The organism is Methylobacterium gnaphalii (assembly GCF_007992215.1).
GTDB classification, from domain to species: domain Bacteria; phylum Pseudomonadota; class Alphaproteobacteria; order Rhizobiales; family Beijerinckiaceae; genus Methylobacterium; species Methylobacterium gnaphalii.
In genome coordinates, this window is the sequence record NZ_BJZV01000004.1 from 24,663 (window position 1) to 51,105 (window position 26,443).

Below are 26,443 nucleotides of genomic sequence, written 5' to 3' on the forward strand. Positions count from 1 at the left end.
GGGTCCGCCGAGGGATCGTCGTGCCCGTCCTGGTTCTCTCCGGCGATAGCCTTGTCGGCACGGCCCTCAAGCTGTCGCGGCTTCGCCTAACGGCTGATGTTGGGCGGCTCAGTCGGAGTGTTCGGTTCGAGCCCGCTGACAGGGCTGGAACAGGCCATAGCGGTCTGATCGTCGACTACGTGGCATGGATGGCGGTAGGCCCCGCCCTGATCTCGCGGAGCCTGATGATCGCGTTGGGTGGTCAGGCCACGGAAGCTTGCTGCGCCGCTGGCCAAGCCGCGAGGATCTCCGAGGTTTCGGTCAGCTCGATCTGCTCGCCGAAGCGGCTGCCGTAGAGGGTCATCATCGCATCATGCGTCTCGTCTGCGGAGGAGCACAAGCCATCCGCGGCGAGGATGACCCTGTAGCCGCGATCAACGGCACCGAGCACCGAGGCCAAGACGCAGACATCCGTTTCGCCGCCCGTGACGATCAGCGTATCGATGTTCCAGTCTGCCAGCAGCATGTCGAGGTCCGGCTCCATCCAAGGCGAGTAGACACGCTTGTCGATGATACGAGCGGGCGGAACGAGGCCGGCGAGACTTGGGCATAGCTCCGTCATCTCTTCCCCAAGCGCATTGAGGGTCATGGACGGCCATTCCTCGTAATAGCGACGCCATGCCCCGCTGCATTCCGTGGGAGAACGTGCCGGAAGGAAGCGCGTAAAGATCGTCCGCCCAGGATGCGAGGTCGCGATGCGGGCGACGTTCGGCAGCACGCGCGACAGCCAAGGCGTATGCCAAGCGGTCTCTTCCGCGAACATTCGCTGTGCATCGACGCAGAGATGCGCGCACCGCTCATTCAGTGGGCCGAAGCGAAGGCCGAAAGGTTTACGCATGTTTCTCCCAAAGCGGTTCGGCTCGCCATGATGTCGGCAGCCGAGGCTGTCCTGCGCGACGATCAATCGGCTCGCCACCAGGCAAGCGCGAGAGATCGACGATGGGAAGCGCGCAGCCGAGGCGCGCGGCTCTGCTCATCGAGCCATCGTTGAAGAACCCGGCCATATCCGCCTACCGAGGCAACTGGACCTGTTCGCGGGACTGGTCGTGGGGGCTTTTTCGCTGATCTTGCGTGGGCTTCGTGCCCATGAAGACCGACACGAGCAGGACGATGCCAATCACGATGAAAGCCAGCAGGCCAACGAAGAGGCGGGGGATGCCGAAGACCAGCCTCCGTTGGCGGTTCATGTTTGATTTCGACGGCTCAGACACTGAAAGGGGAACTTTCGCGAGACTGGAGCTGGCGGGAAACGTCATCCGTCCCTCAGATCCAAAACGGATTGCATACTACCCGGGCTCGCTAAACCGACGTTGGAAGCCGTAGTTCAATCTCCGGACGTTGTCGCGCGATAGAAAATGATGATGTCGTGCCGCCGTGGATGGCGGGCGCAGCGTGGATGCCTGTTGAGCTCCTCGGGGCCGTGGTCGCGCTGCAGCGTGATCGTTCGTGCCGTGCGCGCGTGCGATGCCGGCAGCTGCCAGCTACACCCGATGCAGACAAGGGAGAATCAGTGGCATCCAGCTACTCAATAATCGCAAGTTTCCAGCCATCTCCGCGAGCAAGCTTGGCCGCTTGAGCGATAGCATGAATCAGTATCCACAAATCTATCTCTGGATAATTTTCGGAAAGTCTTTTTTTAGACCCAATTCGAGGCTCGGTTCGACTCGTTCATGAAGGAGTTCGGTAAATGAGTCTCGTACGACGCTTCCTCATCGCGCCCTCTCTGGTACGTCTAATCCGCAAAGAACGCGGCGGCTCGAAATGCACTGAGGGCTACTTCGCTCCTCATGCCGCGACTGTCTCGTTCGTCCGAATCGAAGGCGCCGACTGCCATCTCATCCTGGCGACCACCGATAAAGATCGGAGCACGACCGAGGAGAGGACTGACGTTCCGAGCACCCATGGTCATGCGCTGCTCGACGTCTGCAAAGGTAAGATCGTCTATGAGCGCACGACAGTCCCCATCGATGGCCAGGATGCGCTGATCGATCACTACGTCTCGCCAGCAGGTCCGGATGTCGTGAGCGTGGTCTTCACCGACGCCGCCGCGGCTCGGGCATTCAAGCAGCCGGCTTGGTTCGGTGCCGAGGTCTCAGGCGAAGCTGCATTCGAACCAACTGCCATAGCTATCAGCGGTGCGCCGGCTCAAAGGGAGACGACGCCGAGCAACGCAGCGCTCGATGCCGTCTTGGATCTCTTCGAGGTGGGTCAAGGCTATGTCGTCCTGAGGAAGCCGCGGATGGCTGCCTGAGCTGCTGCTTTGATATCTTCTGCCTCTATCTCAAGGAAATGCGACGCGGCCGAACATACCGAGCCGGCCGCGTCGCGCTCATCCCGCCGTCCGTTGATGGTGACCATCTCGTAGGAAGAGGCATTCCGACACGACGGATCTGCTGATGCTGCTCTGACTTAATCCACTGGGCCATGGAGGCGGGACGTCTGCGCACTTGGCCAAGTCCCCAGCTCGGTCGCGTAGATGCTGCTGTCTGAGACGCCTTTAAGCGCTCAGCAGATGCAGGCTGAAACGCTGGTCGTGGTCGAGCCAGATCCGTTCGCTGGTCCAGCCTCCGCGCTCGGCGAGGGCCCTGAACGCTGCCGGCTCATACTTATGGGATGTGTCGGTCCGGACGCTTTCGCCGGCCTCGAACCTGATTTCGGTACCATCCACGCGGTAGGTCTTTGCTTGCGAGGCGACAAGATGGGCCTCGACGCGGAAGGGATTACGCAGGATGCGAGCCTCGTGACGGAAATCGCTCAGATCGAAATCTGCACCGAGTTCACGATTCATGCGGTGCAGGATGTTGAGATGGAACGCCCGCATCAAGCCGCCACTACGACCGTAGGCCATTCGAAGCTGCATTTCATCGAGCGTCGGGTCGGCCCCGATCAGTAATCGGCTCGATCCGAGTGTGTCGCGCATACGTGCGAGCAACCCTTCGGCATCAGAGGGCGCGAAGTTGCCGATGCTTGAGCCGGGAAAGAAGCCAAGGACTGGCCCGTCCGAGCAAGACAGCGGCAGCCGGATCGGCTTGGCATAATCTGCACAGACTGGAGTCATGACGACGCTGGGATAATCCCCTGCGAGTCTTTGAACCGAGGCTTCCAGGTATTCGCGCGAAATGTCGACCGCCACATAGCGCGCGGGCCGGTCGAGCGCATCGAGCAGGCTGCGCACCTTCCGGCTCGCGCCACTGCCATACTCGACCACGGTAGCGCCCGGCCCGACGAGCGCCGCAACCTCGCGGATCGCTTCCGGCAGAAGTGCCGCCTCGCACCGTGTTGGATAATAGTCCGGTTCGTCGCAGATGCGGTCGAAGATGCGCGAGCCGGTCTCGTCCCAGAGAAACTTGCCTGGCAGTCCTTTCGGCATGCTCGTCAGGCCGGCGACGGCTTCGCGCCGGAACTCCTCACGCTCCATGTCGGACCCACTCATTGACGGTTCGTGTGCGTAGCGGTCTGCAAGAGGGGCGCTTGCGGTGCCTCGTGCCGATCCGTCGTTGTCTTGGGGCATGCGCGTACGGATCGATTCCTGAGAGTTTGCATTGACCGCCGCCCGAGACGGTTTCGGCACAAACTCATGGGATGGCAGGATGCTGCGACGGCGCCTATCGAATCGCGCCCCATCGCCCTGGCAACTTCGGCGAGTCCGGCCTGTTCCCAGCAGCATCTGCTGCGAAGCATCTTGGAAATCTTTGATCGTACGACGGGTTTCGCATCGGACGATGCGGAGCAGTCGATGGATGCCAATACGCCCAGGACAGGATCGAGGACCCGATCCGCGGCCGAACTGGCGCCGCGCGGATTGGTGCTCGGGGCGTTCATCACGATCGTCTTCATGGCGGCCAACATCTACATGGGCCTGAAGACGGGGATGACCTTCTCCTCTTCCATTCCCGCCGCGATGATCGCCATGGGTGCGCTCCGCCTGATGGGCGGTTCGGGTATCCTTGAGAACAACATCGTGCAGACGCAGGCATCCGCTGCAGGCACGCTCTGCAACGTCATCCTGGTCCTGCCCGGACTGGTGCTGATCGGCCATTGGCAAGGCTTCCCGTTCTGGCAGACGACGGCCGTCTGCGGCATCGGCGGCCTGCTCGGGGTAGCCTTCTCGATTCCGCTGCGGCGCGCGCTCGTCGTCGGCGCCGGACTGCCCTATCCGGAGGGCATCGCTGCTGCTGAAGTGCTGAAGGCAGGCCAGGAGAGCGGTGCGGGCAAGGGACTGCGCGACCTGCTCGGGGCGGCCGCCGTAGCTGGCATGGTCGGGCTCGCCACGACGGGGTTCAAGCTGCTCGCCGATGGTGTGCACGGCGCGATCGCTGCCGGAGGCGGTGTATTCCGGCTCGGGACAGGATTTTCGCTGGCGCTCATGGGCGTGGGCTACCTCGTCGGGATCGGCGCCTGCCTTGCGCTCCTCACCGGCGTCGTGATCGCCTGGGGCATTGCGGTGCCGGTGCTGACATGGCTGACGCCGGATGCGGGCGCTTCGGCTGAAGCGGCTGCCGAGGCGGTCTGGTCCGGGCAGGTCCGCCTGATCGGCGCAGGCATCATCGCGGTCGGCGGGCTCTGGACTGTCGGCTCGCTGGCGAAGCCGATCCTCGGCAGCATCCGTTCGGCACTCGCCTCGGCGGGCGGCGGCCTGCAGACGGACGAGCCGCGCGAAGAGCGCGACCTGCCGATCACCTGGGTCGGAGGCGCCGCGCTTGCCCTGTGCGTGCCGTTGGTGTGGCTGCTTGCGAGCTTCGCCTCTTCGGGTGACCTTGGCGGATGGCTGCCGGTGCTCGTGGCTGTCGCGAGCGCATTCGTCGTGCTGTTCGGTTTCCTGATGGCGGCCGCCTGCGGTTACCTCGCCGGCCTCCTCGGCTCGTCGTCGAGCCCGATCTCGGGAATCGGCGTGCTGACGACGATGACCACGGCCCTTCTGCTGCCGCTGCTGATCGGCACCTCGGCCGGAGCGGATGGGGACCGCTTCGTCACGGGGCTCGCACTCCTCCTCGCCGCCATCGTCGTCACCACCTCCTCGATCGCCAACGACAACCTGCAGGACCTCAAGACGGGCCAAGTCGTGAAGGCGACACCATGGCGCCAGCAGGTCGTCCTCGGCATCGGCGTTGCCATAGGATCGGTCGCCATCGCTCCGCTGCTGTCGCTGCTCTACGAAGCCTACGGCTTCGTCGATGCCCTGCCACGCGAGGGGATGGACAAGGCCAACGCGATGCCAGCCCCACAGGCGGCGCTGATGACGCAGATCGCAGGCGGCATCGTGCACGGGCAATTGCCGTGGACCATGGTGCTGATCGGCGCCGGTCTGGGTGCGGTCCTCGTATGGGTCGAGACGCGGCTCCGCAGGCGCGGGCTCACCTTTCCCGCCTTGACGGTCGGGATCGGCATGTATCTGCCGCTCGCGGTGGAGATGACGATCGCCATCGGCGGGGTGCTCGGCTGGCTCGCCGAACGGCGCTTGCGGCGGACGGCGCGCGGGCCGGACGCCGCCGAGGAGGCGGTCGGGTCGGCGCGTCGCCGAGGCGTCCTGCTCTCGTCCGGCTTCCTCGTCGGCGAGAGCTTCGTCGGTGTGCTGATCGCCAGTGCCGACCTGATTGCGGGACGCTCGTCCTCGCTTGCATTGGCCGGACCGGATTTTGCGTGGATCGCGAGCTGGCTCGGCCTCGGCGTGTTCGTGCTCGCGCTGATCATGTTCTACGTGCTCGTCTCCGACAGGAACGAGGCGACTGCGAAGGGGAGTGCCGGTTCGCGGGCGGGTTGATCGATCGTGGTGAGGGTTTCGGCCTGCGTGGCCGCCCTACGTTCGCGCGTCCATGCGGTGACGGTCCGATTTTCCGAGAAGCCGTGCGACGGCCTAGGCTGCTTCGATCGGGAGGCTTGCAAGCTTTTTGGCCAAGAGCGACAGGGTCGTGCGCATCTGGGCGAGCTCGATCTTGCGAGCGGTCACGATGGCGCGGAGCGCGGCTGCCGCCTCGTCGTCGATATTCGCGGCCAAGTCCGCATAGGCCGCTGCATCGCGCGCGAAGTCGTCCGAGACGACGATCTGCCGGGCAATCCGCAGCATGGCGGACACGATTTTGGTTCGTTCAGGCATGGGCGGCAGTCTCGGCGGGGAGGGGAATGCCATTGCCCTGCGCCAGGATGATCGGCAGCAACATAGTCTAGCGGCCTGGGCCAGTATTTGTCGCGCCGCAGCTCATCGATGCGTGCAAAATGCAGTTTTCGCGTTCGCGGACTTGTGTCTTCTGCCGCCAGGAATAAGGGTGATGCGATCTCCGTAGGCAGTGCGAGCCGGCGGCCTTGAAGGCATGGACGCCATGGCCCGTTTCTTCTTCGACATCCACGACGGCACCAACCTTTGCGACCCTGTCGGACGTGATCTCGAAGCCGGCGTCATCCTGCGCGCCGAAGCTCTGAAGGTCGTCACGAATCTCATGGCGGCCGAGGCGGAGGATGCCCGGGAAAGCACGCTCGTTCTCTCGGTGAGAGACGAGAGCGGCACTATCCCGTTGAAGGTTCGGATTGTGTGCCAGGTTGAAGAGTGCGAGCAGCCTCGCGATTGATCTCGATCAGCACCATGTCGAGCAGCGTATGCAGGCGGAAGCTTCCGCCCCTCCGCAACCGATCCCTCGCTTGCGCGATCAGTCGGCTGGCCGCAATCAAGTCTGTTTGATCCTCCGACATGAACCACTCCGCCGCATGGATGACCTCATGCAGGTTAGGGTATCGAACGAAGATATCCAGAGTAGTCGGACAGTTATGGCAGTGCACGCCATCACAAATTCGAGAAAGATGAACGGTGCACTATCGGACTGTTCCGCAACCGGCCTGCTCAGTCGAAAGCGACAGCTATCGCTGACTTCAGCATCGGATGAAGATTTCTGTGGTCCTGACGCCTGAGAGACCTCGCCACTCGCCTTGCGAGAGGCAGGCAAGATGGATGTCCGCCCTCGCAATCGGCGCCCTCGGCGCAGAGCCCGGCGAACGCGCGTAGCGTGCTCACCGGCTGACGACCTCTGGCTTCATCGGGGAGGGCGAGCCTATCGATGCCACCCGTGACGAGGAGGCGGCTGGCCTCGCTGCCAGGATCGCCGCCGGCCATGGCGTCGATCTCTGAGACCGTACGCGTTGTCTGGGATGGTTCCCGCCGCTTCGTGTCAGCGCATTCGGGGCGGAGACGAGAGCGTGCCGTGCCTTGACGGAAACCGTCAGAGCACTGAAAACATGAACGCTTCAGGGAGTTGCAGCAGGGTGCAGAAAGCCGTTGCCACTCTCCTGAGCCTACTCAGCCACGGCTCGTGACCCGGAGAGGCGCGACGGCGATAACGTATGCAACCATACAAAGTGGGGAGCGTTGCCCCTGTATCGTCGGTCATGCGGTCCAACGCGCTGACGGCTGGGAGAGACGCGCGCTCCCGCTTACAGGCTTGGAGCGCAGAGATGCCCTTCATTATTACCGGTACCAGTCTGTCTGGCCCACGGACCGCGACCCGTCTGTCGCCCGCCAGTGCGATCGTGCTGGCGATGAAGTGGGACGAAGAAGGTCTTCGCGATATTCAGATCGCGCCGCCTGACGCGGCGCCTCAGTGCTTCAGAGCCTTTCAGGCCCAGCTTCACGGAGCCTCGCGCTCCGGCGCATGGCGGCGCCAAAATCCGCCTGTTCCTCGCTGACGTCGTCGGGATGCGCGGCGCGCAGCCGGCGCAAGGCCTGATCAGCGCTCGGCATCGAGGAGCTGCAGCAGCTCGACGAGATGTGGGTCGAGCTGTTCCTCGATGATGGGATCGTAGAGCCGCTTCAACTGCTCGCCCAACCGGGCCCGCGTGCCCTCGTCGAGCTTCGGTGACAGGTCAAGGCTGGGCTCCGGTGCGCGCAGGGGACTTTCGCTGTTTGACATCGTCCCTAGATCGGGCTCGCCGAAGGCGCGGCAACGGGCTGGAGCGGTTACGCTAACATTTTTGCTGCTGGAGCACAGCGCGCGCGATCGGCCGCTCCTCGTCGGCGGCAACGACGTAGACCGGAATCCTGGCCGCGTCCTCGCTGATGCGCGTCTCGTTCGCGGCGTTGCGGGTCTCGTCGAGCGCGACCCCGGCCCAGGCGAGGCCCCGGCAGATGCCTGAGCGGATTACCGCGGAGCGCTCGCCGATGCCGGCGGTGAAGACCAGGGCGTCGAGCCCGCCGAGCGCCGCCATCAGCGAGCCGGCCTCGCGCACCACGCGATAGGCGAAGAGGTCGAGCGCCTCCCTGGCCCGCGGCTCGTCGCTGGCGAGCAGCGTGCGCGCGTCGTTGCTGATCCCGGAGACGCCGAGCAGGCCCGAGCGCCGGTTGAGGATCTCCGAGACCTCCGCCGGGGCCATGCCGCGCTGCTCGATCAGGTGGAGCACCAGCCCGGCATCGATGGCGCCGCAGCGCATGCCCATCATCAGGCCGTCCAGCGCCGTGAAGCCCATGGTCGTGGCGATGCTGCGGCCCTCATGCATGGCGCAGAGGCTGGCGCCGTGGCCGAGATGGCAGACGATGACTCGGCCCATGGCGGCCTCGCCCGCGATGCCGGGCAACACGTCGGCGACATGCTGGTAGGACAGGCCGTGGAAGCCGTAGCGGACGAGGCCCTGATCGGTGAGTTCGTGCGGGATCGCGAAGATCTGCGCGAGCCGCGGCATGCTGCGGTGGAAGGCGGTGTCGAAGCAGGCGACCTGCGGCAGACCGGGCCAGGCTTTCGCCACGGCCCTGATGGCGGCGAGGTTGTGCGGCTGGTGCGCGGGAGCGAGCGGGATCAGCTTGTCGAGGGCTGCCATCACCGCATCGTCGATGCCGACGGGCGCGGAGAAGTCCGGGCCACCATGGACGACACGGTGCCCGGCGGCCCGCAGGCTGAGACGATCCGAGCGGCGGATGCCATCGAGCAGCCAGCGCGTCGCCGCCTCATGGTTGCTCGTCTCGGGCAGCTCCACCCCGTCGAACAGGTGGGCCTCCGGGCCCTTGGCGCCGCCGAAACTCGCGCGGCTGCCGATTCCCTCGATGCCGCCGCGGCAGAGCGGCTCCAGCGTCCCCGCCCCGAAGAGCGCGAATTTCACGCTCGACGAGCCGGCATTGAGCACGAGGATGGCATCGTCCATGGGCGTCTCTCCGTGGTGAGGGCGCCCTGGGCGGGCGCTTATTGCAGGGTGACCGCGAGGGCATCCGCCGCCTCGCGCAGGGCCGGGACGCGCTCGGCCGCATTGGCGCGCGAGACGCGCACCACCGGTGCCTGCAGCGCCAGGGCGGCGAGGCAGTCGCGGCCGTTCCGGTCGAAGATCGGCACGGCCACGCAGAACAGGCCGGACAGGAATTCCTCGTCGTCGAAGGCGTAGCCGTCGCGCTTGATCCGGCCGAGTTCGTCCCGCAGCGCGTCCGTCTCGACGAGGGTGTTGGCGGTGTAGCGATTCAGCGAGAGCGTGCCGATCACCCGGTCGCGCTTGGCCGGCGGCATCATCGCCAGGAACAGCTTGCCGCTCGCGGAGGCGTGGGCCGGCACGCGCGAGCCCTTCTGGAAGGCGACGCGCAGTGGGGCCGCCGCCTCGACGCGGTCGAGATACATCACCTCGCTGCCCTCCAGCACCGTGAGGTTGCAGGATTCGCCGAGGTCGCGGACGACCCGCTCCAGGATCTGGTGGCGCTGGTTCGAGCCCGAATTGTTGGACAGGATCGCGAAGGCGAGGGCGGTCGCCCGCGAGGCCAGCTCGTAGCGGCGGCCGTCCGGCAGGCGCCGCAGCAGCTCGGCGCCCTCGAGCATGCTCAGCCAGCGGTGCAGCGTGGGTTTGGGAAGGTTCGCGGCCTCGGTCAGCTCGGCGAGCGTCGGCGCGTGATCCATCGCAGCGATGGTCTCGAGCAAGCTGAATGCCTTCAGCGCGGGGGAGGATTCGGCGACTTCGTCCATGGTCTCCAGCTTCATATTCCGAAATCCTGAATGAAAAAAGCAAAAAAACGAGATTTATGTTGCATGGAGCCGGAGGGCGGCGTTAGGTTCGGATCAATCGAGGATGCCGCACGCCCTGCGCGCCTCGCCCCGGTTCGGCCTGTGCGCGACGACGAAACGCCGCCGTCCGGGCCGACGAGACAACCAACAACAGCTTGGCCGAGCCAAGTGTGGGAGAGCGCGCCATGAGGATGACGACGGAAGAGGCCTTCATCAAAGTCCTGCAGATGCATGGGATCGAGCATGCCTTCGGCATCATCGGCTCGGCCATGATGCCGGTCTCGGACCTGTTTCCGAAGGCGGGCATCACCTTCTGGGACTGCGCGCACGAGAGCAACGCCGCGCTGATCGCCGACGGCTATTCCCGCGTCACCGGCAAGATGGCGATGGCGGTGGCCCAGAACGGCCCCGGCGTCACCGGCTTCGTCACCGCGATCAAGACCGCCTACTGGAACCACACGCCGATGCTGCTGGTGACGCCGCAGGCGGCCAACAAGACCATCGGCCAGGGCGGCTTCCAGGAAGTCGAGCAGATGGCCCTGTTCGAGGACATGGTTTGCTACCAGGAGGAGGTGCGCGATCCGAGCCGCGTCGCCGAGGTACTGAACCGGGTGATCGAGAAGGCCTGGCGCGGCTGCGCCCCGGCACAGATCAATATCCCGCGCGATTACTGGACCCATGTCATCGACGTCGAGCTGCCGCAGATCGTCAGGCTCGAGCGGCCGACCGGCGGCAAGAACGCCATCGCCGATGCGGCCGAACTGCTCTCGAACGCGAAGTTCCCGGTGATCCTGAACGGCGCCGGCGTCGTCATCGGCAACGCGATCCCCGAATCCGTCGCCCTGGCCGAGCGCCTCGATGCGCCGGTCTGTTGCGGCTACCAGCACAACGACTCGTTCCCCGGCTCGCACCCGCTCGCCGTCGGCCCGCTCGGCTATAACGGCTCGAAGGCGGCGATGGAGCTGATCGCCAAGGCCGACGTCGTGCTGGCGCTCGGCACCCGTCTCAACCCGTTCTCGACCCTGCCGGGCTACGGCATCGATTACTGGCCGAAGAACGCCAAGATCATCCAGGTCGACATCAATTCCGACCGGATCGGGCTCACGAAAAAGATCTCTGTCGGCATCTGCGGCGATGCCAAGCACGTCGCGCGGGAACTCCTCGAACAGCTCTCGGCGAGCGCCGGCAATGCCGGCCGCGAGGAGCGGCAATCCCTGATCCACCGCACCAAGTCGGCCTGGGCGCAGGCCCTGTCCTCGATCGACCACGAGGAGGACGACGAGGGCACGAGCTGGAACGTCGAGGCCCGCGCGCGCGAAGCCGAGAAGATGTCGCCGCGTCAGGCCTGGCGCGCCATCCAGGCCGGCATGCCGCGCGGCGCGATCATGTCGACCGACATCGGCAACAACTGCGCCATCGGCAACGCCTACCCCACCTTCGAGCAGAGCCGCAAATACCTGGCGCCGGGCATGTTCGGTCCCTGTGGCTACGCCTTCCCCTCGATCATCGGGGCCAAGATCGGCAGCCCGGACACGCCGGTCTTCGGCTTCGCGGGGGACGGCGCCTTCGGCATCTCGATGAACGAGATGACCTCCATCGGCCGCGACGAGTGGCCGGCGATCACCATGGTGATCTTCCGCAACTTCCAGTGGGGGGCCGAGAAGCGCAACACGACCCTCTGGTACGACAACAACTTCGTCGGCACCGAGCTCGACCCGAAGCTGAGCTACGCCAAGATCGCCGAGGGCTGCGGCTTCAAGGGCGTGCGCGTCGAGACGCAGCGCGCGCTGACGGAAGCGATCCAGCAGGCGGGCGAGGCCCAGGCGCAGGGCGTGACCACCTTCATCGAGGTAATGCTGAACCAGGAACTCGGCGAGCCCTTCCGCCGCGACGCCATGAAGAAGCCGGTGGTTGTCGCCGGCATCGACAAGGCGGACATGCAGCCGCAGCGGCCGGCCTGAGGTCGGCCCTAGGTCGACGCTGACGCGCCTCCAGGATGCACCATCCGGGAGGCTTTTTCCTGATCGGCGGCCGCGTCGGCCAGAAGCCCGGCGACGAAGTCGAGGAAGGCGCGGGTCTTCGCCGGCGCGAAGTGGCGAGAGGGCAGAACCGCGTGGAGCGGAAAGGTCTCGTCGCCCCAGTCGGGGAACAGGTTCACGAGGCGGCCCGCGGCGAGATGATCGGCGATGCCGATCCCGAGCATCTGCGCGATGCCGACCCCCGCGAGGCAGGCTTCGAGCATCGTTCCGATCTCGCCGATGGTCAGCGGTCCCCCCACCGGGACCGGAACGACCTCTCCCTCCCGGTGGAATTCCCACTCGAAGGGCCGGCCACTCGCCGGATCCCGGAACATGATGCAGGCATGGGCCGTCAGGTCGCTGGGCTGAGCTGGGCGACCGCGGCGGCCGAGATAGGCGGGTGAGGCCACCGTCAGCACGTGGGTGTCGAGCAGCTTGCGCGAGACCGTCGAGGCCGCCGTTGGCGTTCCGAAGCGCAGGCCGAGATCGATCCCGTCCGAGACGAGGTCTCCGATGGACTGGCGCGTCGTCAGTTCGACCGACAGCCCAGGATGGGCCGCGAGGAAATCGGGGAGCCTCGGTGCGATGATCGTGCGCCCGAGGAAGGCATCGACATCGACCCGCAGTCGCCCGCGGATGGCAGCCGATGCGCCGGCCGCCTCGGTGGCCGCTTCCTCGATGCCAGCGAGGAGAGGCGCGACCCGCTCGTAGAACCGCGCCCCTTCATCCGTCAGGCGCAGCGAGCGCGTCGTTCGGTCGAGAAGCCGGATGCCGATGCGCGCCTCCAGCCGCGAGACGGCGCGGCTGACACCGGAATCCGACATGCCGAGCGTTTCGGCGGCGCGAACGAAGCTGCCGCTGTCGATCACGGCGCTCAAGACGCCGACGCCGGAGAGAAGACGCGTGTCGAAGCCTGTGCCCATTCCGGCGCTCCTGTCAGGAATGATCTGACAAAGCCGCACTTAATGTCGGACTGGCCGGCAGCGATACTCCCTGCCGGACATTCAGGTGGATGGGGAGATCGCGATGTACGCGGTGATGGGAGTCACGGGCCAGGTCGGAGGCAAGGTGGCCGAGCGCCTCGTGGCCACCGCGCAGCCCGTTCGAGCCGTCGTGCGCGATGTGCGCAAGGCGGCTGCATGGGCGGAAAGAGGCTGCGAGGTCGCGACTGCCGACATTACCGATGCGGCGGCCCTCGCGCGGGCCTTCGCCGGATGCGCCGGCGTGTTCATCGTCATCCCGCCGCTCTTCGACCCGGCGCCGGGCTTCCCCGAGATCCGCGCGATCGCAGCGGCGCTGGCGGAGGCGCTCCGCGAGGCGCGTCCGGGCAAGGCGGTCATGCTCTCGACCATCGGCGCCCAGGCCACCGAGCCGAACCTCCTCAGCCAGCTCGGGATCGCCGAGGCGGCGCTCTCCGCACTGCCCATCCCCATCGCGTTCCTGCGCGCGGCCTGGTTCGTGGAGAACGCGGCCGGCGATGTGCAGGCCGCCAGGGAGACAGGCGTGATCGCGAGCTACCTGCAGCCGCTCGACAAGCCGGTGCCGATGGTGGCGATCGCCGATATCGGGCATCTCGGTGCGGATCTACTGGGCCAGAGCTGGACTGGCCGGCGGATCGTCGAGCTGGAGGGGCCGAGCCGGATCACGCCGAACCAACTCGCAGCAGCCTTCGCCGCTCGGCTCGGTCGCCCGGTGCGCGCACAGGCCGTGGCGCGGTCCGAGTGGGAGTCGCGCTTCGCGGCGGCCGGCGCGAGGAACCCGGAACCGCGCGCGCGCATGATCGACGGGTTCAACGAGGGCTGGATCGAATTCGAGGCCGGCGAGAGCGGCTCGCTGAAGGGCAGGACGGGCGTCGACGAGGTCGTTGCGGGCCTCGTCGCGCGGGGTTGATGCGCGCCCCGTGCCGATCCGAGCGTGCGGGCTGAGCCGCACGCCCGGCGGGGTCAGTACGTCGCCGCCAGATAATCGGCGATCTTCTTGGCGTCGGCGTCCTCGATCGGGGCGCCGTAGACCTTGATCATCTTGGTGACCTCCGCCGTCCAGAAGGCGTGGCCCTTCTTGGCGGGCTGCATCGCGATGTAGTCCGGCGAGTGGCAGGTCAGGCAATGGGACTCGGCCACCTCGACGCCGGGGCCGGGACGGAGTTTCGCCGTGTCCTCCGGCAGATCGTAGGTCACGGGCTTGGCACCGGCCGCGCCGATGCCGATGCCAATGCCGCACAGGGTGATGCCGGCGAGGCCGAGCCGTTTTCCTGATCGTGTCATGGTCAACCCTCCCTCAGCCAGCCGTGACGCGGGTCGTCTCGACGACGTTGCGCATGTAGCCGGCCGGATTCCACAGGGCCTCCAGCGGCTGCGACTGGCCGACCCTGTTCATGGCGCGAACGCGCAGCTTGTGCTCGCCGGCCGGCAGCGTGAGGCTCGCTTCCCAGCCGCGGAAGGCGTAGCGGCCCTGGTCCTTGCCGAGCCGGGCCACCGTCCAGCTGCGTCCGTCGTCGCCGGAGACGAGCACGTCGGTGATGCCGTAGCCGCCGTCGAAGGCGATGCCGCGCAGCGCCGTCTCCCCGGGCTTCACCCGGCCGCCATCCTGCACGTTCGTGATGAAGGAGCGCACCGTGAAGCGGTTGATCGGCACCGTGGCCGTCGGCGCCTTGCCGGGCTCCGTGCAGGCGCAAGGGTTGGACGGGATGCGATAGGCCGTCTTCATCCAGAAGTTCTCGAGCGTGGTGTCGAGCACCGTGATCGCGCTGAGATGCTTCAGCCAGTAGGTGCCGTAATAGCCGGGCACGATCAGGCGGAGCGGAAAGCCGTTGAGGAAGGGCAGGTCCTCGCCGTTCATGGAATAGGCGAGCATCACCTCGCCGTCGCGGGCATGGTCGATGTCGAGCGCCTTGGCGAAGTCGGGGGTGGTTTCGAGAACGGGTCCGTCGAGTCCCTCGAACATCACCTGCCGGGCGCCGGCCTGGATTCCCGCCTGTTCGAGGACGGCTTTGAGCGGAACGCCCTTCCAGCGGGCGCAGCCCATGGCGCCGTTGGCGAGCTGTCCGCCGGCCACGCGCGGCTCGAAGAAGCCGCGGGAATTGCCGGAGCACTGGTTCACCGCCGTCAGTTCGACGGGATCGAGCTTCTTGATGTCGGCGAGCGACAGGCTCAGCGGCTTGTCGACCTTGCCCTTGATCTCGAGGCGGTAGGTGTCGGGGTCGATCTCATTCGGCAGGCCGGCGAGATGGTAGCGCACGAAGAAGGCATCGTTCGGCGTGATCGTGCCCTCGTCGAAGACCGCGAACGGCGTCTCCAGCTGCGGCGGCCGGCTCGTCGTCTGGATGAGGGGACGCTTGCCGGGATAGGCGACGAGCGGGCGCTCGCCATTGCCGAAGGGCAAGGTCACCCGATCGCTCGGCGCGGCGCTCGCGCGACTGCCGAAGGCGGCACTCGCGAGCAAGGCAGAGCCAGCGCCGCGAAGGACATCGCGTCGTTGCAACATCGTTTCCTCCTTATCGGTCGGTCCCTTCCCGGGGCCGCCGTTTCGTTGGCTGGGCTTCGTCAGCCGAGCCGAAGCAGGTGGATCAGCCCGAGGCTGATCAAGAGGAGCAGGACGAGCGAGAGCGTCACCGCCGCGGTGACGCGGCCGCCGACGCGGCCGATCACGCGCACGTCGACGCCGAGGCCGAGCGCCGCCATCGAGACGACGGTGAGATAGCCGGCGACCTTCGTGATCGGGCCGACGGCGATATCGGGCACGAGGCCGAGGGACCGGCAAGCCGCGAGGATCAGGAAGCCGAGGATGAACCACGGCACCAGCTTGAACGGGTCGAACTTGCGGGGCTTGGCCGGATCGGCCTGGGTGCCGCTGAAGCGCGGGGCGAGCAGCGACAGGCCGACCACGACCGGGCCGAGCATCAGCACGCGCACGAGCTTCACCAGGGTGCCGATCTGGGTCGCCACGAGGCCCGCCGGCACGGTGGCAGCGAGCACCTGCGGCACCGCGTAGACGGTCAGCCCGGCAAGGATGCCGTACTGGCCCGCGCCGAGGCCGAGCAGCGGAATCAGCAGCGGCAGGCCGAGCACCATCAGCACGCCGAGGATCGCCGTGAAGGAGATCGAGGAGGCGATGTCGTCGCTCGACGCGCCGATGACCGGGGCCACGGCAGCGATGGCCGAGTTGCCGCAGATCGAGTTGCCGCAGGCGATCAGGAGCGACATCCGCACGGCGAGGCCGAGCATGCGGCTGATCGTGAAGCTCGCCACGATCGTCACGATCACGGTGCCGACGATGGCGGCGAGCAGCAGCGGGCCGGAGGCGACGATCGCCGCGAAGCTGATCGAGGCGCCGAGCAGCATCACCGCCACTTCGAGAAGCTGCTTGGCGCTGAAGGCGATGCCCGACCGCCAGACCGGGCTCGGCTGCCAGAAGGTGCGGATCGCCATGCCGAGCAGGATCGCGATGACCAGCGCCTCGATATAGGGATGCTCGAAAGCACTCTCCTCGGCATGCTGCAGGCCGATCGAGACGAGCGTCACCGCGATACAGAGGAGGATGCCCGGCGCCAGAGAGGTCAGGCGCGCGAGGACCGGGTTCGTCTTGGGCGGCGTCACGAAGCGGTTTTCCTGCAGCATCGTCATTCCTCGATGCCTATTTCTGGCATCGCCGAGCTACGCTCTCATAGCAATTTGTTGTTCAGCGGCGGCAATTTTCGAGAACAATATTCCCTTATTGTTCCATATTGTAGAACGTTCTTCAGGTTGGCTGCGTGCGGCTCCAACGCCCCGTCCGCTCCGGCTCGGACAGAGCGCCGAGGCGCTCCTGCCGCCCGATCCAGAGGGCGGAGGCAGCGCTGACGAGACCGGCGAAGGCGCAATAGGCGCAGACCAGCCAGGGCTTGTCGGCGCCGGAATATTGCAGGAGCGCAGTGGCGATGATCGGCGTCAGGCCGCTCGCGAAGATCCCGGAGAATTGGTAGACGAAGGAGATACCGGTGTAGCGCACCCGCGCCGGAAACAGCTCCGAGAAGAGGGCTGCCTCCGGTCCGTAGACGGTGGCGTAGAGGATGCCGAAGGGCACGATCAGCGCGAGCCAGATCATGCCCATGCTGCCGCCGCTGTTGAGGAAGATCCAGAAGGCGGGAAAGGCCGACAGGCCCGTCAGCAGCGAGCCCCAGGCATAGACCCGCGTGCGGCCGAGGCGGTCGGAGAGCCAGCCGGCCAGCGGGATCGTCGCGCAGAGCAGCAGGGCCGCGGCGGTGACGCCGAGCAGCGCCTCGGTGCGCGGCAGCTTCACCGTGCCGGTGAGATAGCCGATCGAGAACACCGCGAAGATATTGAAGAAGACGCCGTCGATGGTGCGGGCGCCCATGCCGGCGAGTACGTTGCCGGGATAGTCCCGCATCATCGCGACGAACGGGATCGCGGCCTCGGAGTTCGCCTTCTTCACCTCCGCGAATTCCGGCGTCTCCATGACGTTGAGCCGGATATAGGCGCCGACCGCGACGAGCACGGCGCTGAGCAGGAAGGCGAGACGCCAGCCCCAGGCCAGGAACCGCTCTTCCGTGAGCCCGTAGGACAGCGCCGCGACCACACCGGAAGCGATGCAGAGCCCCAGCGCGAGTCCGATCTGCGGGATGCTGGCATAGAGCCCGCGCTTCTCGGGCGGCGCGTATTCGAAGGCCATCAGCACGGCCCCGCCCCATTCGCCACCGAGCCCGATGCCCTGGATGATGCGCAAGAAGAGCAGCAGCAGCGGCGCGGCGATGCCGATCTGGGCGTAGGTCGGCACCAGCCCGATCAGGAAGGTTGCCACGCCCATTAGCATCAGCGTGATCACGAGCATGCTCTTGCGGCCGATCCGGTCGCCGAAATGCCCGAAGATCACGCCGCCGAGCGGGCGCGTCACGAAGCCGACGGCAAAGGTCGAATAGGCGAGCAGCGTCGAGACGAACGGGTCGCTCGCCGGGAAATAGAGCTTGTTCAGGACGATGCCGGCCACGACCCCGTAGAGGAAGAAGTCGTACCACTCGATCGTCGCGCCGATCAGCGAGGCGGTGACGACGCGGCCGAGGCCACCCCGCGTCTTGCTCTGGCCCTCGCTCATGCCGGGCTCCCTGCTCTGACCGGCGCGGCGACCGGGCGCGGCGTCGCGGCAGCGGTCCGAACCGGCGCCGATCCGGCGCGGGTGTCGGCCAGGATCATCTCGGAGGCTTTTTCCGCGATCATCACCACCGGGGCGCTGGTATTGCCGGAGATCAGCGTCGGCATGATCGAGCAGTCGACGACCCGCAGGCCGCCGATGCCGTGGACGCGCAGGCGCGCGTCGGTCACCGCCATCGGGTCCGAGCCCATCTTGCAGGTGCCGGAGGGGTGGAAGATCGTGGCGCCCGAGGCGCGGGCGAAGTCGAGGAGCGCCTCGTCACCCTCGACCGCGCGGCCGGGCTTGACCTCCTCGGTGAGGAGCGCGCGCAGCGGCCCCGTCGCGGCGAGGCGTCGGGCGAACTTCATGCCCTCGACGGTGCAGCGGCGGTCGGTCTCGGTGGCGAGGTAGTTGGCCCGCATCACGGGCGCCTCGAACGGGTCGGCGTTGCGCAAGGTGACCGTCCCCCGCGATTCCGGCCGGAGCTGGCAGACCGAGAAGGTGCAGCCGGACCAGGGATGCGGTGCGCCGCCGGCCATGTCGGCCGAGAGCGTGGCGAAGTGGAACTGCACGTCCGGCGTGCCCAGCCCCGGCATCACCCGCGTGAACAGGCCGCCCTGGTTGATGCCCACGGCCAGCGGTCCGCTGCGGGTCAAGAGCCATTGCAGGCCGATCCGCGCCTTGCCGACGATGGAGCTGAGGTCGTCATTGGTGGTGATGGGCCTGGCCACCTTGTACATCAGCCGAATCTGCAGGTGGTCCTGCAGGTTCTCGCCGACGCCGGGCAGCTCTTTCGCCACCGCGATCCCGTGCCGCTGCAGCTCGGCGGCCGGGCCGATGCCGGACAACATGAGAAGCTGCGGGCTCTGCAGGGCGCCGGCGGCGAGGATGACCTCTCTCGCGGCACGCGCCTCGGTGATCCGGCCGTTCTGCCGATAGCGGATGCCGACGGCGCGGCCGTTTTCGAGGATCAGACCCGTGGCCTGCGCCTCCGTCTCGACGCGCAGGTTCGAGCGCCCTTCGGCCGGTCGCAGATAGGCAACGGCGGAGCTGCAGCGCCAGCCCTTGCGGGTGAAGAGCTGGTAGTAGCCGACACCCTCCTGGTCGCCGGCATTGAAATCGGTGGTGCGCTTGACGCCGAGCTCGCCTGCACCCGCGATGATGGCCTCGATCAGCTCGTGCTTGTGCTCGATATCCGAACACCAGAGTGGCCCGTCAGCGCCATGGGCAGGCCCGGCCCCCCTCGTGTTGTGCTCGGACTTGATGAAGTACGGGAGAAGATCCTTCCACGACCAGCCGGCATTCCCGAGCTCGGCCCAGTGGTCGTAATCCTCGGGCTGCCCGCGGACGTAGATGAGGCCGTTGATCGAAGACGAGCCGCCGAGGGTGCGGCCGCGCGGCCAATAGATTCGCCGATCCTTCATGGTCGGCTCAGGCTCGGTGAAGAACCCCCAGTTGAGGGTCTTGTGGAACATCGTCTTCCCGTAGCCGATGGGAAGATGGATCCAGGGCGAGCGGTCGCGCGGGCCTGCCTCCAGCATCAGCACGCGGTGCACGCCGTCTGCCGTCAGGCGGTTCGCCAGGACGCATCCCGCAGTTCCGCCGCCGACGATGATGAAGTCGAAGGGGGCGATCTCCACCGACTGCGCCTCCTCGATGACATTTCCTCGCAATCGTCCGTTTCGAGATCTCAGGTCTCGAATTTCGAAACGATATGTTCGATTAAATGAGGAAAACGGCGAGGTGTCAATGTCGACGGGCAGGTCCGCCGATCATAGAGGGCCATTGCCGGCTTCCCAGGAGCCGGAGAGAGGCGGACGGTGATTCGGCAAAGGGGAGCAGGACCGCGTCAGCCGCTCGGAAGGGGTCGGCAGGCGTCAGGACACTCCGCCAAGCCCTCTGTCGCGTTCCGTGGCCGCTGCACCCGTCCGGACGTCGTCGCGCCAAGCCGGAGAGCGTCGCTCGAGACCGCCGTCAGTTTCCCGGGAACGCGAACAGCCCGGTGGCCCGCTCGTACTTGGCCGTCTCGGTGATGTGCCACTTGATGCCAGCCACGACGCGGTGAAGCGAGAGGCCCTCGCGCGGAAGCTGGATCCCCGGCTGCTTCGCCTGCAAATGCGCCACGCTGGCGGCGAGGTAGAGAGCCGCAGCGAAGGGGAGGATCTGGCGAAGGCGCTCGGTCGGGGACATGATTGGCAAGACTGCTTGCTGCGATGCAAACAAACTAATCGAGCGGATATTGCATCGCAATAATCAGATTGCTGCCGGGACAGCATGGGAGCTTTGTCGTCTACGCCTGCCTGCTGCCTACCGCGGAAGATTCCCGACCTCGGCGATCATGTATTCCGCGAGATGCTCGGCGGCCGCCGCGATGCCGCTCGGCTTGCGCTGCAGCACGATCTCGAGATCGGGCATGTCGGGCAGCCCCTCGTTCCGGCCGAGGCGGCGCACCAGCGGCCCGACCGCGCAGAGGGGAAAGGCCGAGACGGCGAGCCCTGCATAGACCGCCGCCTGGAGCCCGGCGATGCTGTCGCTGACCGCGGCGATGGTCCAGGGCCGGCCGATCTGGCCGAGGGCGTCGAGGGCGTGCTGCCGGTAGACGCTTCCCGCCGGCAGCAGCGCCAACGGCAGGGCACCCTGCGGTGCGACCGGATAATCGCGCGCGGAGACCCAGACCAGCGGCTCCTGGCGGACGATGGTGCCGCTGCCGAATTCCGGCTGCCGGGTCATCAGGGCGATGTCGATCTCTTCCCGCTGGAGCGCCGCGTGGAGATTGACGCTGCGCGAGCAGCGCAGCTCGATCTCGATCTGCGGGTAGGCGCGCGAGAAGCCGCTGAGCACGGCAGGGAGCAGGAAGGCCGCGTAGAGATCCGGCACGCCGAGCCGGACATGGCCGGCGACGTCCGGCGCGTCGAAGCGCTCGCGGATCTCGTCGTTCAGGCCGAGTAGGGTGCGGGCGTAGCCGAGCAGCATCTCCCCGTCCCGCGTCAGGGTGAGATGGCGGCGGTCCCCCCCGAACAGCGACTTGCCGAGCGCCTTTTCGAGCCGATGCATCTGGTGGGTGATGGCCGGCTGGGTGCGGCCAACCTGCTTGCCGGCCAGCGTTATACTGCCGGTTTCCACCACCGCGACGAAGGTTCTGAGCAGCGGAATCTCGAGATCCGGAATCATATCGATCAATTTTCTGAATGATCTCGATGAAGAGAATAAATTTCTCCGATGCAAACGCAATCGCTAGGGTGATTTTGAAGGGACGGCCAGCCACGATTCAGGGGCGATCAACGACCCCGGACGGGCCGCCGCTTCATAGGTGAGGAACGCTCAACGGATGTCGGGGACCCGTCCCGCCCTCGCGCGATGCTGCGCGACGGCCGGCCGCCTCTCTCCGAGATCAGTCAGGAGGGCAGAATGCTCAGGCTTGTCCGTTTCAAAGCCACTGATCGCGTCTTGCTGATCATCTGCCTGATGTACCTGGTCACCTATATCGACCGGGTGAACATCGGCACCGCCGCCCCCGCCATGCAGAAGGAGCTGGGGCTCACGAATTTCGAACTCGGCCTCGCCTTCTCGGCCTTCGCCTACCCCTATGCCTTCTTCCAGATTGCCGGCGGCTGGCTCGGCGATCGCCTCGGACCGCGCAAGACGCTGCTGATCTGCGGCGCGATCTGGTCGGCAGCCACGGTGGCGATCGGCTTCGTCGAGGGCGCGATGTCCCTCATCGTCGCCCGCTTCATCCTCGGCATCGGCGAAGGCTCGGCCTTCCCCACCGCCACCCGCGCGCTGGCCAACTGGATGCCGGCGGACAAGCGCGGCTTCGCCCAGGGCATCACCCACGCCGCCGCCCGCCTCGGCAACGCCCTGACGCCGCCGATCATCGCCTTGCTGATCGTAGCGCTCTCCTGGCGCGACAGCTTCTGGATCATCGGCGTGATCAGCTTCGCCTGGGTCGGCCTCTGGTTCTGGTATTTCCGGGACGACCCGCGCGCCCACAAGCACATCACCGAGGAAGAACTCTCCGTCCTTCCCAAGATGAAGATCGCCAGCGAGCGCAAGGCCGTGCCGTGGGGGCGCCTGCTCAAGCGGATGATGCCGGTGACGGCGACCGACTTCTGCTACGGCTGGACGCTCTGGCTGTTCCTCAACTGGATCCCCTCCTATTTCCTCCACGAGTACCATCTCGACATCAAGAAATCGGCGATCTTCGCCTCGGGCGTCTTCTTCGCCGGCGTCGTCGGCGACACGGTCGGCGGCATGGTCAGCGACCACATCCTGCGCAGGACCGGCAGCGTCTCGAAGGCCCGCGTCAGCGTGATCGTGGTCGGCTTCCTCGGTGCCTTCGCCTTCATGCTGCCGGTACTGTTCGTGCACGACCTCGTCACCATCGCGCTCTGCCTGTCCGGTGCGTTCTTCTTCGCCGAGCTGATCGTCGCGCCGATCTGGGCCGTGCCGATGGACATCGCACCCCAGCATTCGGGCACGGCCTCCGGCTTCATGAATTTCGGCTTCGGCCTCGCCGGCATGATCTCGCCGGTGGTGTTCGGCGCTGTGATCGACGCGACAGGACGCTGGGACCTGCCCTTCATCGCCTCCCTCGGCCTGCTCCTCCTCGGTGCCGTGCTCGCCCTGTTCATGCGGCCCGACGACATGTTCGTCGACGATGTCGAGCCTGCGCGTCCGGCCGTGAACGCTTCGGTGGCGGTCAGGCCCAGCGCCTGACCGCAGACCTCCCAACTTCCCTCGCCTCATCCTTCTCGACAGCAGCGTAAGGAAAGCCGCCGCATGTCCGTCGTCAGCCTCAAAGTCCCCGATCGGCAGGAGCCGGTCCCCGTCCCCCCGAGTGCGGTCGAGCCGGGTCCCGTCGACGCCGTGATGCTCAAGGCCCGAGCGGCCCAGCGCGCATTCGCCCATGTCGACCAGGAGACGGCCGACGCCGCCGTCCGGGCACTGGCCTGGGCGCTCTACCAGCCCGACCACGCCCGCGAGCTCGCCGAACTGGCGGTGGCGGATACCGGCCTCGGCAACGTCGCCGACAAGATCCGCAAGAAGCAGCGCAAGACCTTCGGGACGCTGCGCGATCTGCTGCGCTCACCCTCCGTCGGCGTGATCGAGCGCGACGAGGCCAAGGGGCTCGTCAAATACGCCAAGCCCATGGGCGTGATCGGCGCGGTGACGCCCTCGACCAATCCCGGCGCGACGCCGGTCAACAAGGCGATGATGGCCGTGAAGGGCCGCAACGCCATCGTCATCGCCCCGTCGCCGCTCGGCTACCGCACCACCGCGCGCATCGTCGACCTGATGCGCGAAGAACTCGCCAAGATCGGGCTGCCGCAGGACCTCGTGCAGATCCTGCCTTCCCCGGTGACCAAGGACTCCACCGAGGCCCTGATGAAGGCCTGCGACCTCGTCGTGGTGACAGGCTCGCAGGACAATGTCCGCCGCGCCTATTCGAGCGGGACGCCGGCCATCGGCGTCGGCGCCGGCAACGTGCCGGTGATCATCGACGAGACCGCCGACCTCAACGCGGCCGCCGAGAAGATCCGCGAGTCGAAGATCTTCGACAACGCCACCTCGTGCTCGTCGGAGAACGCCGTCGTCATCGTCGACGCGGTCTACGACAAGGCCATCGCTGCCCTGGAGCGGGCCGGTGCCTATCTCTGCACGCCGGAGGAGAAGCAGCGTGTCGTCGAGCGGCTCTGGGTCAAGGGCAAGCTCAGCCGCGACCTCATCGCCCGCGACGCCGATATCCTGGCCCGGGCCTTCGAGCTCCCGAAGGAGGCCGAGGGCAAGGCGTTCTTCCTCGTGGAAGAGACCGGCGTCGGGAAGGCCTATCCGCTCTCCGGCGAGAAGCTGGCCCTGGTCCTCACCGTCTACCGCGCCAGCGATTTCAAGGCCGCCAAGGCGCGGGTCGACGAGATCCTGAACCATCAGGGCAAGGGCCATTCCTGCGGCCTGCACACCACGAACATGGACCGGGCCCGCGAGCTCGCCGAGGATCTCGAGGTGGTGCGCGTGCTCGTGAACTTCGCCCACACTTTCGGCAATGGCGGCGGCTTCAATTCGGGGCTCGGCTTCACGCTCAGCATGGGCTGCGGCTCCTGGCAGAAGAACTCGATCTCCGAGAACCTGAGCTACCGGCACATGCTCAACATCACCCATCTCGTCACGCCGATCCCTGAGGACAAACCCACCGAGCTCGAACTGTTCGGCCCGCACTGGAAGCGGATCGGACACGAGGAGGCCGCACGATGAACTTTCTCGAACACGTCGCGAAGGCGCGGGTGCTCGCGCCCGCCGGCATCCCGGTGCCGCGCTCGGTCCATTGTCGCACGGCCGAAGAGGCCGCGCTGGCCTTCGAGGAGCTCGGGCCCTGCATGGTCAAGGCTCAGGTACCCACCGGCAAGCGCGGCAAGGCCGGCGGCATCAAGCCGGCGAACTCGGCCGCCGAGGCCCGGAGCGTTGCCGAGCGCATCCTCTCCATGAGCATCGACGGCCATGCCGTCGGCTCGGTGCTGCTCGAGGAGCAGGCCCGGATCACCCGCGAGTTCTACGCGGCGATCCTGACCGACTTCGCCAGCCGGCGCCCGCTGGTGCTGTTCTCCACCGAGGGCGGCATGGATATCGAGGAGGTCGCCGCCACGCGTCCCGACGCGCTGCGCCGGCATCTCGTCGATATCGACAAGGGTTTCGACGAAGCTGCCGCGCTCGCGATGCTGTCGGGGCTCGACCTCGGCGGCACCGACGGGAAGGTCGCCGAGATTCTCGCGGCGCTCTACGCCACGAGCGGCAAGACGGATGCGGAGCTGATCGAGATCAACCCGCTCGCCGTCCTCGCCGACGGCCGGGTCGTGGCGCTGGACTGCAAGCTGACCCTGGACGATTCCGCGGGGTTCCGGCAGCCGGAGCTGTCACTTGAGGCGGCCGAGGAGCCGATGACCGATCTCGAACGCCAGGGCGCCGAGAACGGCCTGAAATTCATCCAGCTCGATGGCAATGTCGGCGTGCTCGCCAACGGCGCCGGGCTGACCATGACGACCATGGACGTCATCGCCCATTGCGGTGGCCGGCCGGCGAACTTCCTGGAGATCGGCGGCGAGGCCTACACCAAGTCGGAAGCGGCGCTGAAGCTCGTCCTGTCCAATCCGGGCGTGAAGAGCCTCGTCGTCAATTTCTGCGGCGCCTTCGCCCGTACCGACGTGATGGCCGAGGGGGTCGTCACGGCCTGGAAGCGGTTGAACCCGAGCATTCCGGTCTTCTTCTCGATCCATGGGACCGGCGAGGACGAGGCCGTGCGCCTCGTGCGCGAAGGACTCGGCCAGGAGCCCTTCGACCTGATGGAGGATGCGGTCCAGGCCGCCGTGAACGCAGCAAGCGGAGAGGCCGCCCGATGATCATCTACCGCCAGTCCGCCCGCGTGCTCGTCCAGGGCATCACCGGCAAGCAGGGCACCTTCTGGACCGAGAAGATGATGGAGTGCGGCACGCAGGTCGTGGCCGGGGTCAATCCGAAGCGCGCCGGCGAGACCCATCTCGGTGTGCCGGTCTATGCCTCGGCCAAGGCCGCGATGGCGCAGACGCCCTTCGACGTCGCCGTGATGTTCATCCCGCCGGCCATGGCGCGCGACGCCGCCATCGACGCGATCGAGGCCGGCGCCAAGACCGTGGTGATCCTCACAGAGCACATCCCGGCCCGCGACGTGATGGCGATCCACTACGCGGCGGCAACCCACCACACCCGCATCATCGGGCCGAATACGGCGGGCATCGTCACGCCGGGCGAGGGCTTTGTCGGCATCATGCCGGGGCACAATGGAAACATCTTCCAGCCGGGCGAGGTCGGCGTGATCTCGCGCTCGGGCAGCCTCGGCACGCTGATCTGCCTCAACCTGACCCGGGCCGGCATCGGCCAGTCGGCCTTCCTCGGCATCGGCGGCGACCCGATGATCGGCACCACGACGCGGGATGCCCTCAAGGCGCTCGACGAGGATGCCCGCACCCGTGCCGTGGTGCTCGTCGGCGAGATCGGCGGGGCCATGGAAGAGGCGGCGGCGGAATATGCCTCCGGCATGTCGAAGCCGGTGGTGTCCTTCATCGCCGGCCGCGCCTCGCCGCCCGGCAAGAAGATGGGCCATGCCGGCGCGATCGTGTCCGGCACCATGGGCAGCTACGAGGGCAAGCGCCGGGCTCTCGAAGCTGCGGGCGTCGCCGTCGCCGACACGCCGTCCGAGATCCCCGGCCTGCTCGAAGCCGGTCTCGGCGGCAGCCTGACCCACTCGGCGGCGATCGCGCTCCGCGCCTGAGCCGCCCAGAA

At 66.7% G+C, this 26,443-nt stretch carries 24 protein-coding genes; 9 read left to right on the forward strand and 15 right to left on the reverse strand.

Going from position 1 to position 26,443, the window contains the following annotated elements:
* Nucleotides 1-241 precede the first annotated feature (241 nt).
* Together MGN01_RS04475 and MGN01_RS04480 are read right to left on the reverse strand one after the other, a co-directional pair.
* Complete coding sequence (locus tag MGN01_RS04475) at nucleotides 242-877, reverse strand: cysteine hydrolase family protein (protein WP_147045399.1); 636 nt, start codon at nucleotides 875-877, stop codon at nucleotides 242-244.
* A gap of 172 nt (nucleotides 878-1,049) precedes the next feature.
* Complete coding sequence (locus MGN01_RS04480; RefSeq protein ID WP_147045400.1) at nucleotides 1,050-1,295, reverse strand: hypothetical protein; 246 nt, start codon at nucleotides 1,293-1,295, stop codon at nucleotides 1,050-1,052.
* 431 nt (nucleotides 1,296-1,726) lie between these two features.
* Between MGN01_RS04480 and MGN01_RS04485 the strand changes: the two genes are divergently transcribed.
* Nucleotides 1,727-2,290 (forward strand): CYTH domain-containing protein, encoded by a 564-nt coding sequence (locus MGN01_RS04485; RefSeq protein ID WP_147045401.1) that lies wholly within the window; start codon nucleotides 1,727-1,729, stop codon nucleotides 2,288-2,290.
* A 246-nt stretch (nucleotides 2,291-2,536) separates the two neighbouring features.
* Here the strand turns inward: MGN01_RS04485 and egtD are convergent, their stop codons facing one another.
* Complete coding sequence (gene egtD / locus MGN01_RS04490) at nucleotides 2,537-3,457, reverse strand: L-histidine N(alpha)-methyltransferase (RefSeq protein ID WP_373319163.1); 921 nt, start codon at nucleotides 3,455-3,457, stop codon at nucleotides 2,537-2,539.
* A gap of 318 nt (nucleotides 3,458-3,775) precedes the next feature.
* Here egtD and MGN01_RS04495 point away from each other — a divergent pair, with 318 nt between their 5' ends.
* Nucleotides 3,776-5,800, forward strand: coding sequence for an OPT family oligopeptide transporter (locus tag MGN01_RS04495; RefSeq protein WP_147045402.1), 2,025 nt, complete (start codon nucleotides 3,776-3,778; stop codon nucleotides 5,798-5,800).
* A gap of 93 nt (nucleotides 5,801-5,893) precedes the next feature.
* Here MGN01_RS04495 and MGN01_RS04500 read toward each other — a convergent pair whose 3' ends face one another.
* Nucleotides 5,894-6,133: a hypothetical protein gene (locus MGN01_RS04500; protein WP_147045403.1), complete on the reverse strand. Its 240-nt coding sequence runs from the start codon at nucleotides 6,131-6,133 to the stop codon at nucleotides 5,894-5,896.
* A gap of 223 nt (nucleotides 6,134-6,356) precedes the next feature.
* Between MGN01_RS04500 and MGN01_RS04505 the strand changes: the two genes are divergently transcribed.
* On the forward strand, nucleotides 6,357-6,602 hold the full coding sequence (locus MGN01_RS04505; RefSeq protein ID WP_147045404.1) for a DUF6894 family protein: 246 nt from the start codon (nucleotides 6,357-6,359) through the stop codon (nucleotides 6,600-6,602).
* Nucleotides 6,603-7,751: 1,149 nt separating this feature from the next.
* Here the strand turns inward: MGN01_RS04505 and MGN01_RS04510 are convergent.
* The 3 genes from MGN01_RS04510 to MGN01_RS04520 are packed head-to-tail and all read right to left on the reverse strand — an operon-like array spanning nucleotide 7,752 to nucleotide 9,971.
* On the reverse strand, nucleotides 7,752-7,934 hold the full coding sequence (locus MGN01_RS04510) for a hypothetical protein (protein WP_147045405.1): 183 nt from the start codon (nucleotides 7,932-7,934) through the stop codon (nucleotides 7,752-7,754).
* Nucleotides 7,935-7,986: 52 nt separating this feature from the next.
* A complete protein-coding gene (locus MGN01_RS04515; RefSeq protein WP_147045406.1) occupies nucleotides 7,987-9,156 on the reverse strand; it encodes an acetate/propionate family kinase in 1,170 nt (389 codons plus the stop codon).
* Nucleotides 9,157-9,194: 38 nt separating this feature from the next.
* Nucleotides 9,195-9,971 carry an IclR family transcriptional regulator gene (locus MGN01_RS04520; RefSeq protein WP_147045407.1) on the reverse strand — a complete coding sequence of 259 codons (777 nt, stop codon included), beginning with the start codon at nucleotides 9,969-9,971 and terminating at the stop codon, nucleotides 9,195-9,197.
* Between the two features lie 209 nt (nucleotides 9,972-10,180).
* Here MGN01_RS04520 and xsc point away from each other — a divergent pair, with 209 nt between their 5' ends.
* Nucleotides 10,181-11,956, forward strand: a complete 1,776-nt coding sequence (xsc, locus tag MGN01_RS04525) for a sulfoacetaldehyde acetyltransferase (RefSeq protein WP_147045408.1) — start codon at nucleotides 10,181-10,183, stop codon at nucleotides 11,954-11,956.
* An 8-nt stretch (nucleotides 11,957-11,964) separates the two neighbouring features.
* Here the strand turns inward: xsc and MGN01_RS04530 are convergent, their stop codons facing one another.
* The gene (locus tag MGN01_RS04530) at nucleotides 11,965-12,936 is read right to left on the reverse strand and encodes a LysR family transcriptional regulator (protein ID WP_147045409.1); all 972 of its coding nucleotides are present in this window, start codon (nucleotides 12,934-12,936) and stop codon (nucleotides 11,965-11,967) included.
* 103 nt (nucleotides 12,937-13,039) lie between these two features.
* On the opposite strand from MGN01_RS04530, the gene MGN01_RS04535 reads away from it, so the two are divergent.
* Nucleotides 13,040-13,903, forward strand: a complete 864-nt coding sequence (locus tag MGN01_RS04535; protein ID WP_147045628.1) for an NmrA family NAD(P)-binding protein — start codon at nucleotides 13,040-13,042, stop codon at nucleotides 13,901-13,903.
* A 53-nt stretch (nucleotides 13,904-13,956) separates the two neighbouring features.
* Here MGN01_RS04535 and sorB read toward each other — a convergent pair whose 3' ends face one another.
* From sorB to MGN01_RS04570, 7 genes are all read right to left on the reverse strand, one after another.
* A complete protein-coding gene (sorB, locus tag MGN01_RS04540) occupies nucleotides 13,957-14,277 on the reverse strand; it encodes a SorB family sulfite dehydrogenase c-type cytochrome subunit (RefSeq protein WP_170245835.1) in 321 nt (106 codons plus the stop codon).
* A 13-nt stretch (nucleotides 14,278-14,290) separates the two neighbouring features.
* A complete protein-coding gene (gene sorA / locus MGN01_RS04545; protein ID WP_147045410.1) occupies nucleotides 14,291-15,496 on the reverse strand; it encodes a SorA family sulfite dehydrogenase catalytic subunit in 1,206 nt (401 codons plus the stop codon).
* A 59-nt stretch (nucleotides 15,497-15,555) separates the two neighbouring features.
* Entirely contained in the window at nucleotides 15,556-16,626 is a 1,071-nt protein-coding gene (locus tag MGN01_RS04550) for a YeiH family protein (RefSeq protein WP_373319164.1), read from the reverse strand.
* 124 nt (nucleotides 16,627-16,750) lie between these two features.
* A complete protein-coding gene (locus tag MGN01_RS04555; protein ID WP_147045412.1) occupies nucleotides 16,751-18,100 on the reverse strand; it encodes an MFS transporter in 1,350 nt (449 codons plus the stop codon).
* On the reverse strand, nucleotides 18,097-19,776 hold the full coding sequence (locus MGN01_RS04560) for a GMC family oxidoreductase (RefSeq protein WP_147045413.1): 1,680 nt from the start codon (nucleotides 19,774-19,776) through the stop codon (nucleotides 18,097-18,099). Before MGN01_RS04560 ends, MGN01_RS04555 begins: the two co-directional genes overlap by 4 nt.
* Before the next feature lie 334 nt (nucleotides 19,777-20,110).
* Nucleotides 20,111-20,326, reverse strand: coding sequence for a hypothetical protein (locus MGN01_RS04565; protein ID WP_147045414.1), 216 nt, complete (start codon nucleotides 20,324-20,326; stop codon nucleotides 20,111-20,113).
* A gap of 117 nt (nucleotides 20,327-20,443) precedes the next feature.
* A complete protein-coding gene (locus tag MGN01_RS04570) occupies nucleotides 20,444-21,307 on the reverse strand; it encodes a LysR substrate-binding domain-containing protein (protein WP_147045415.1) in 864 nt (287 codons plus the stop codon).
* A 237-nt stretch (nucleotides 21,308-21,544) separates the two neighbouring features.
* Here MGN01_RS04570 and MGN01_RS04575 point away from each other — a divergent pair, with 237 nt between their 5' ends.
* From MGN01_RS04575 to sucD, 4 genes are all read left to right on the forward strand, one after another.
* Nucleotides 21,545-22,852, forward strand: a complete 1,308-nt coding sequence (locus MGN01_RS04575; protein ID WP_147045416.1) for an MFS transporter — start codon at nucleotides 21,545-21,547, stop codon at nucleotides 22,850-22,852.
* A 63-nt stretch (nucleotides 22,853-22,915) separates the two neighbouring features.
* Nucleotides 22,916-24,385: an acylating sulfoacetaldehyde dehydrogenase gene (gene sauS / locus MGN01_RS04580; protein ID WP_147045417.1), complete on the forward strand. Its 1,470-nt coding sequence runs from the start codon at nucleotides 22,916-22,918 to the stop codon at nucleotides 24,383-24,385.
* Nucleotides 24,382-25,524, forward strand: coding sequence for a succinate--CoA ligase subunit beta (locus tag MGN01_RS04585; protein WP_147045418.1), 1,143 nt, complete (start codon nucleotides 24,382-24,384; stop codon nucleotides 25,522-25,524). The genes sauS and MGN01_RS04585 overlap by 4 nt, the downstream gene beginning before the upstream one ends.
* A complete protein-coding gene (sucD, locus tag MGN01_RS04590; protein ID WP_174804552.1) occupies nucleotides 25,521-26,432 on the forward strand; it encodes a succinate--CoA ligase subunit alpha in 912 nt (303 codons plus the stop codon). Before MGN01_RS04585 ends, sucD begins: the two co-directional genes overlap by 4 nt.
* The last annotated feature ends 11 nt before the right edge of the window (nucleotides 26,433-26,443 follow it).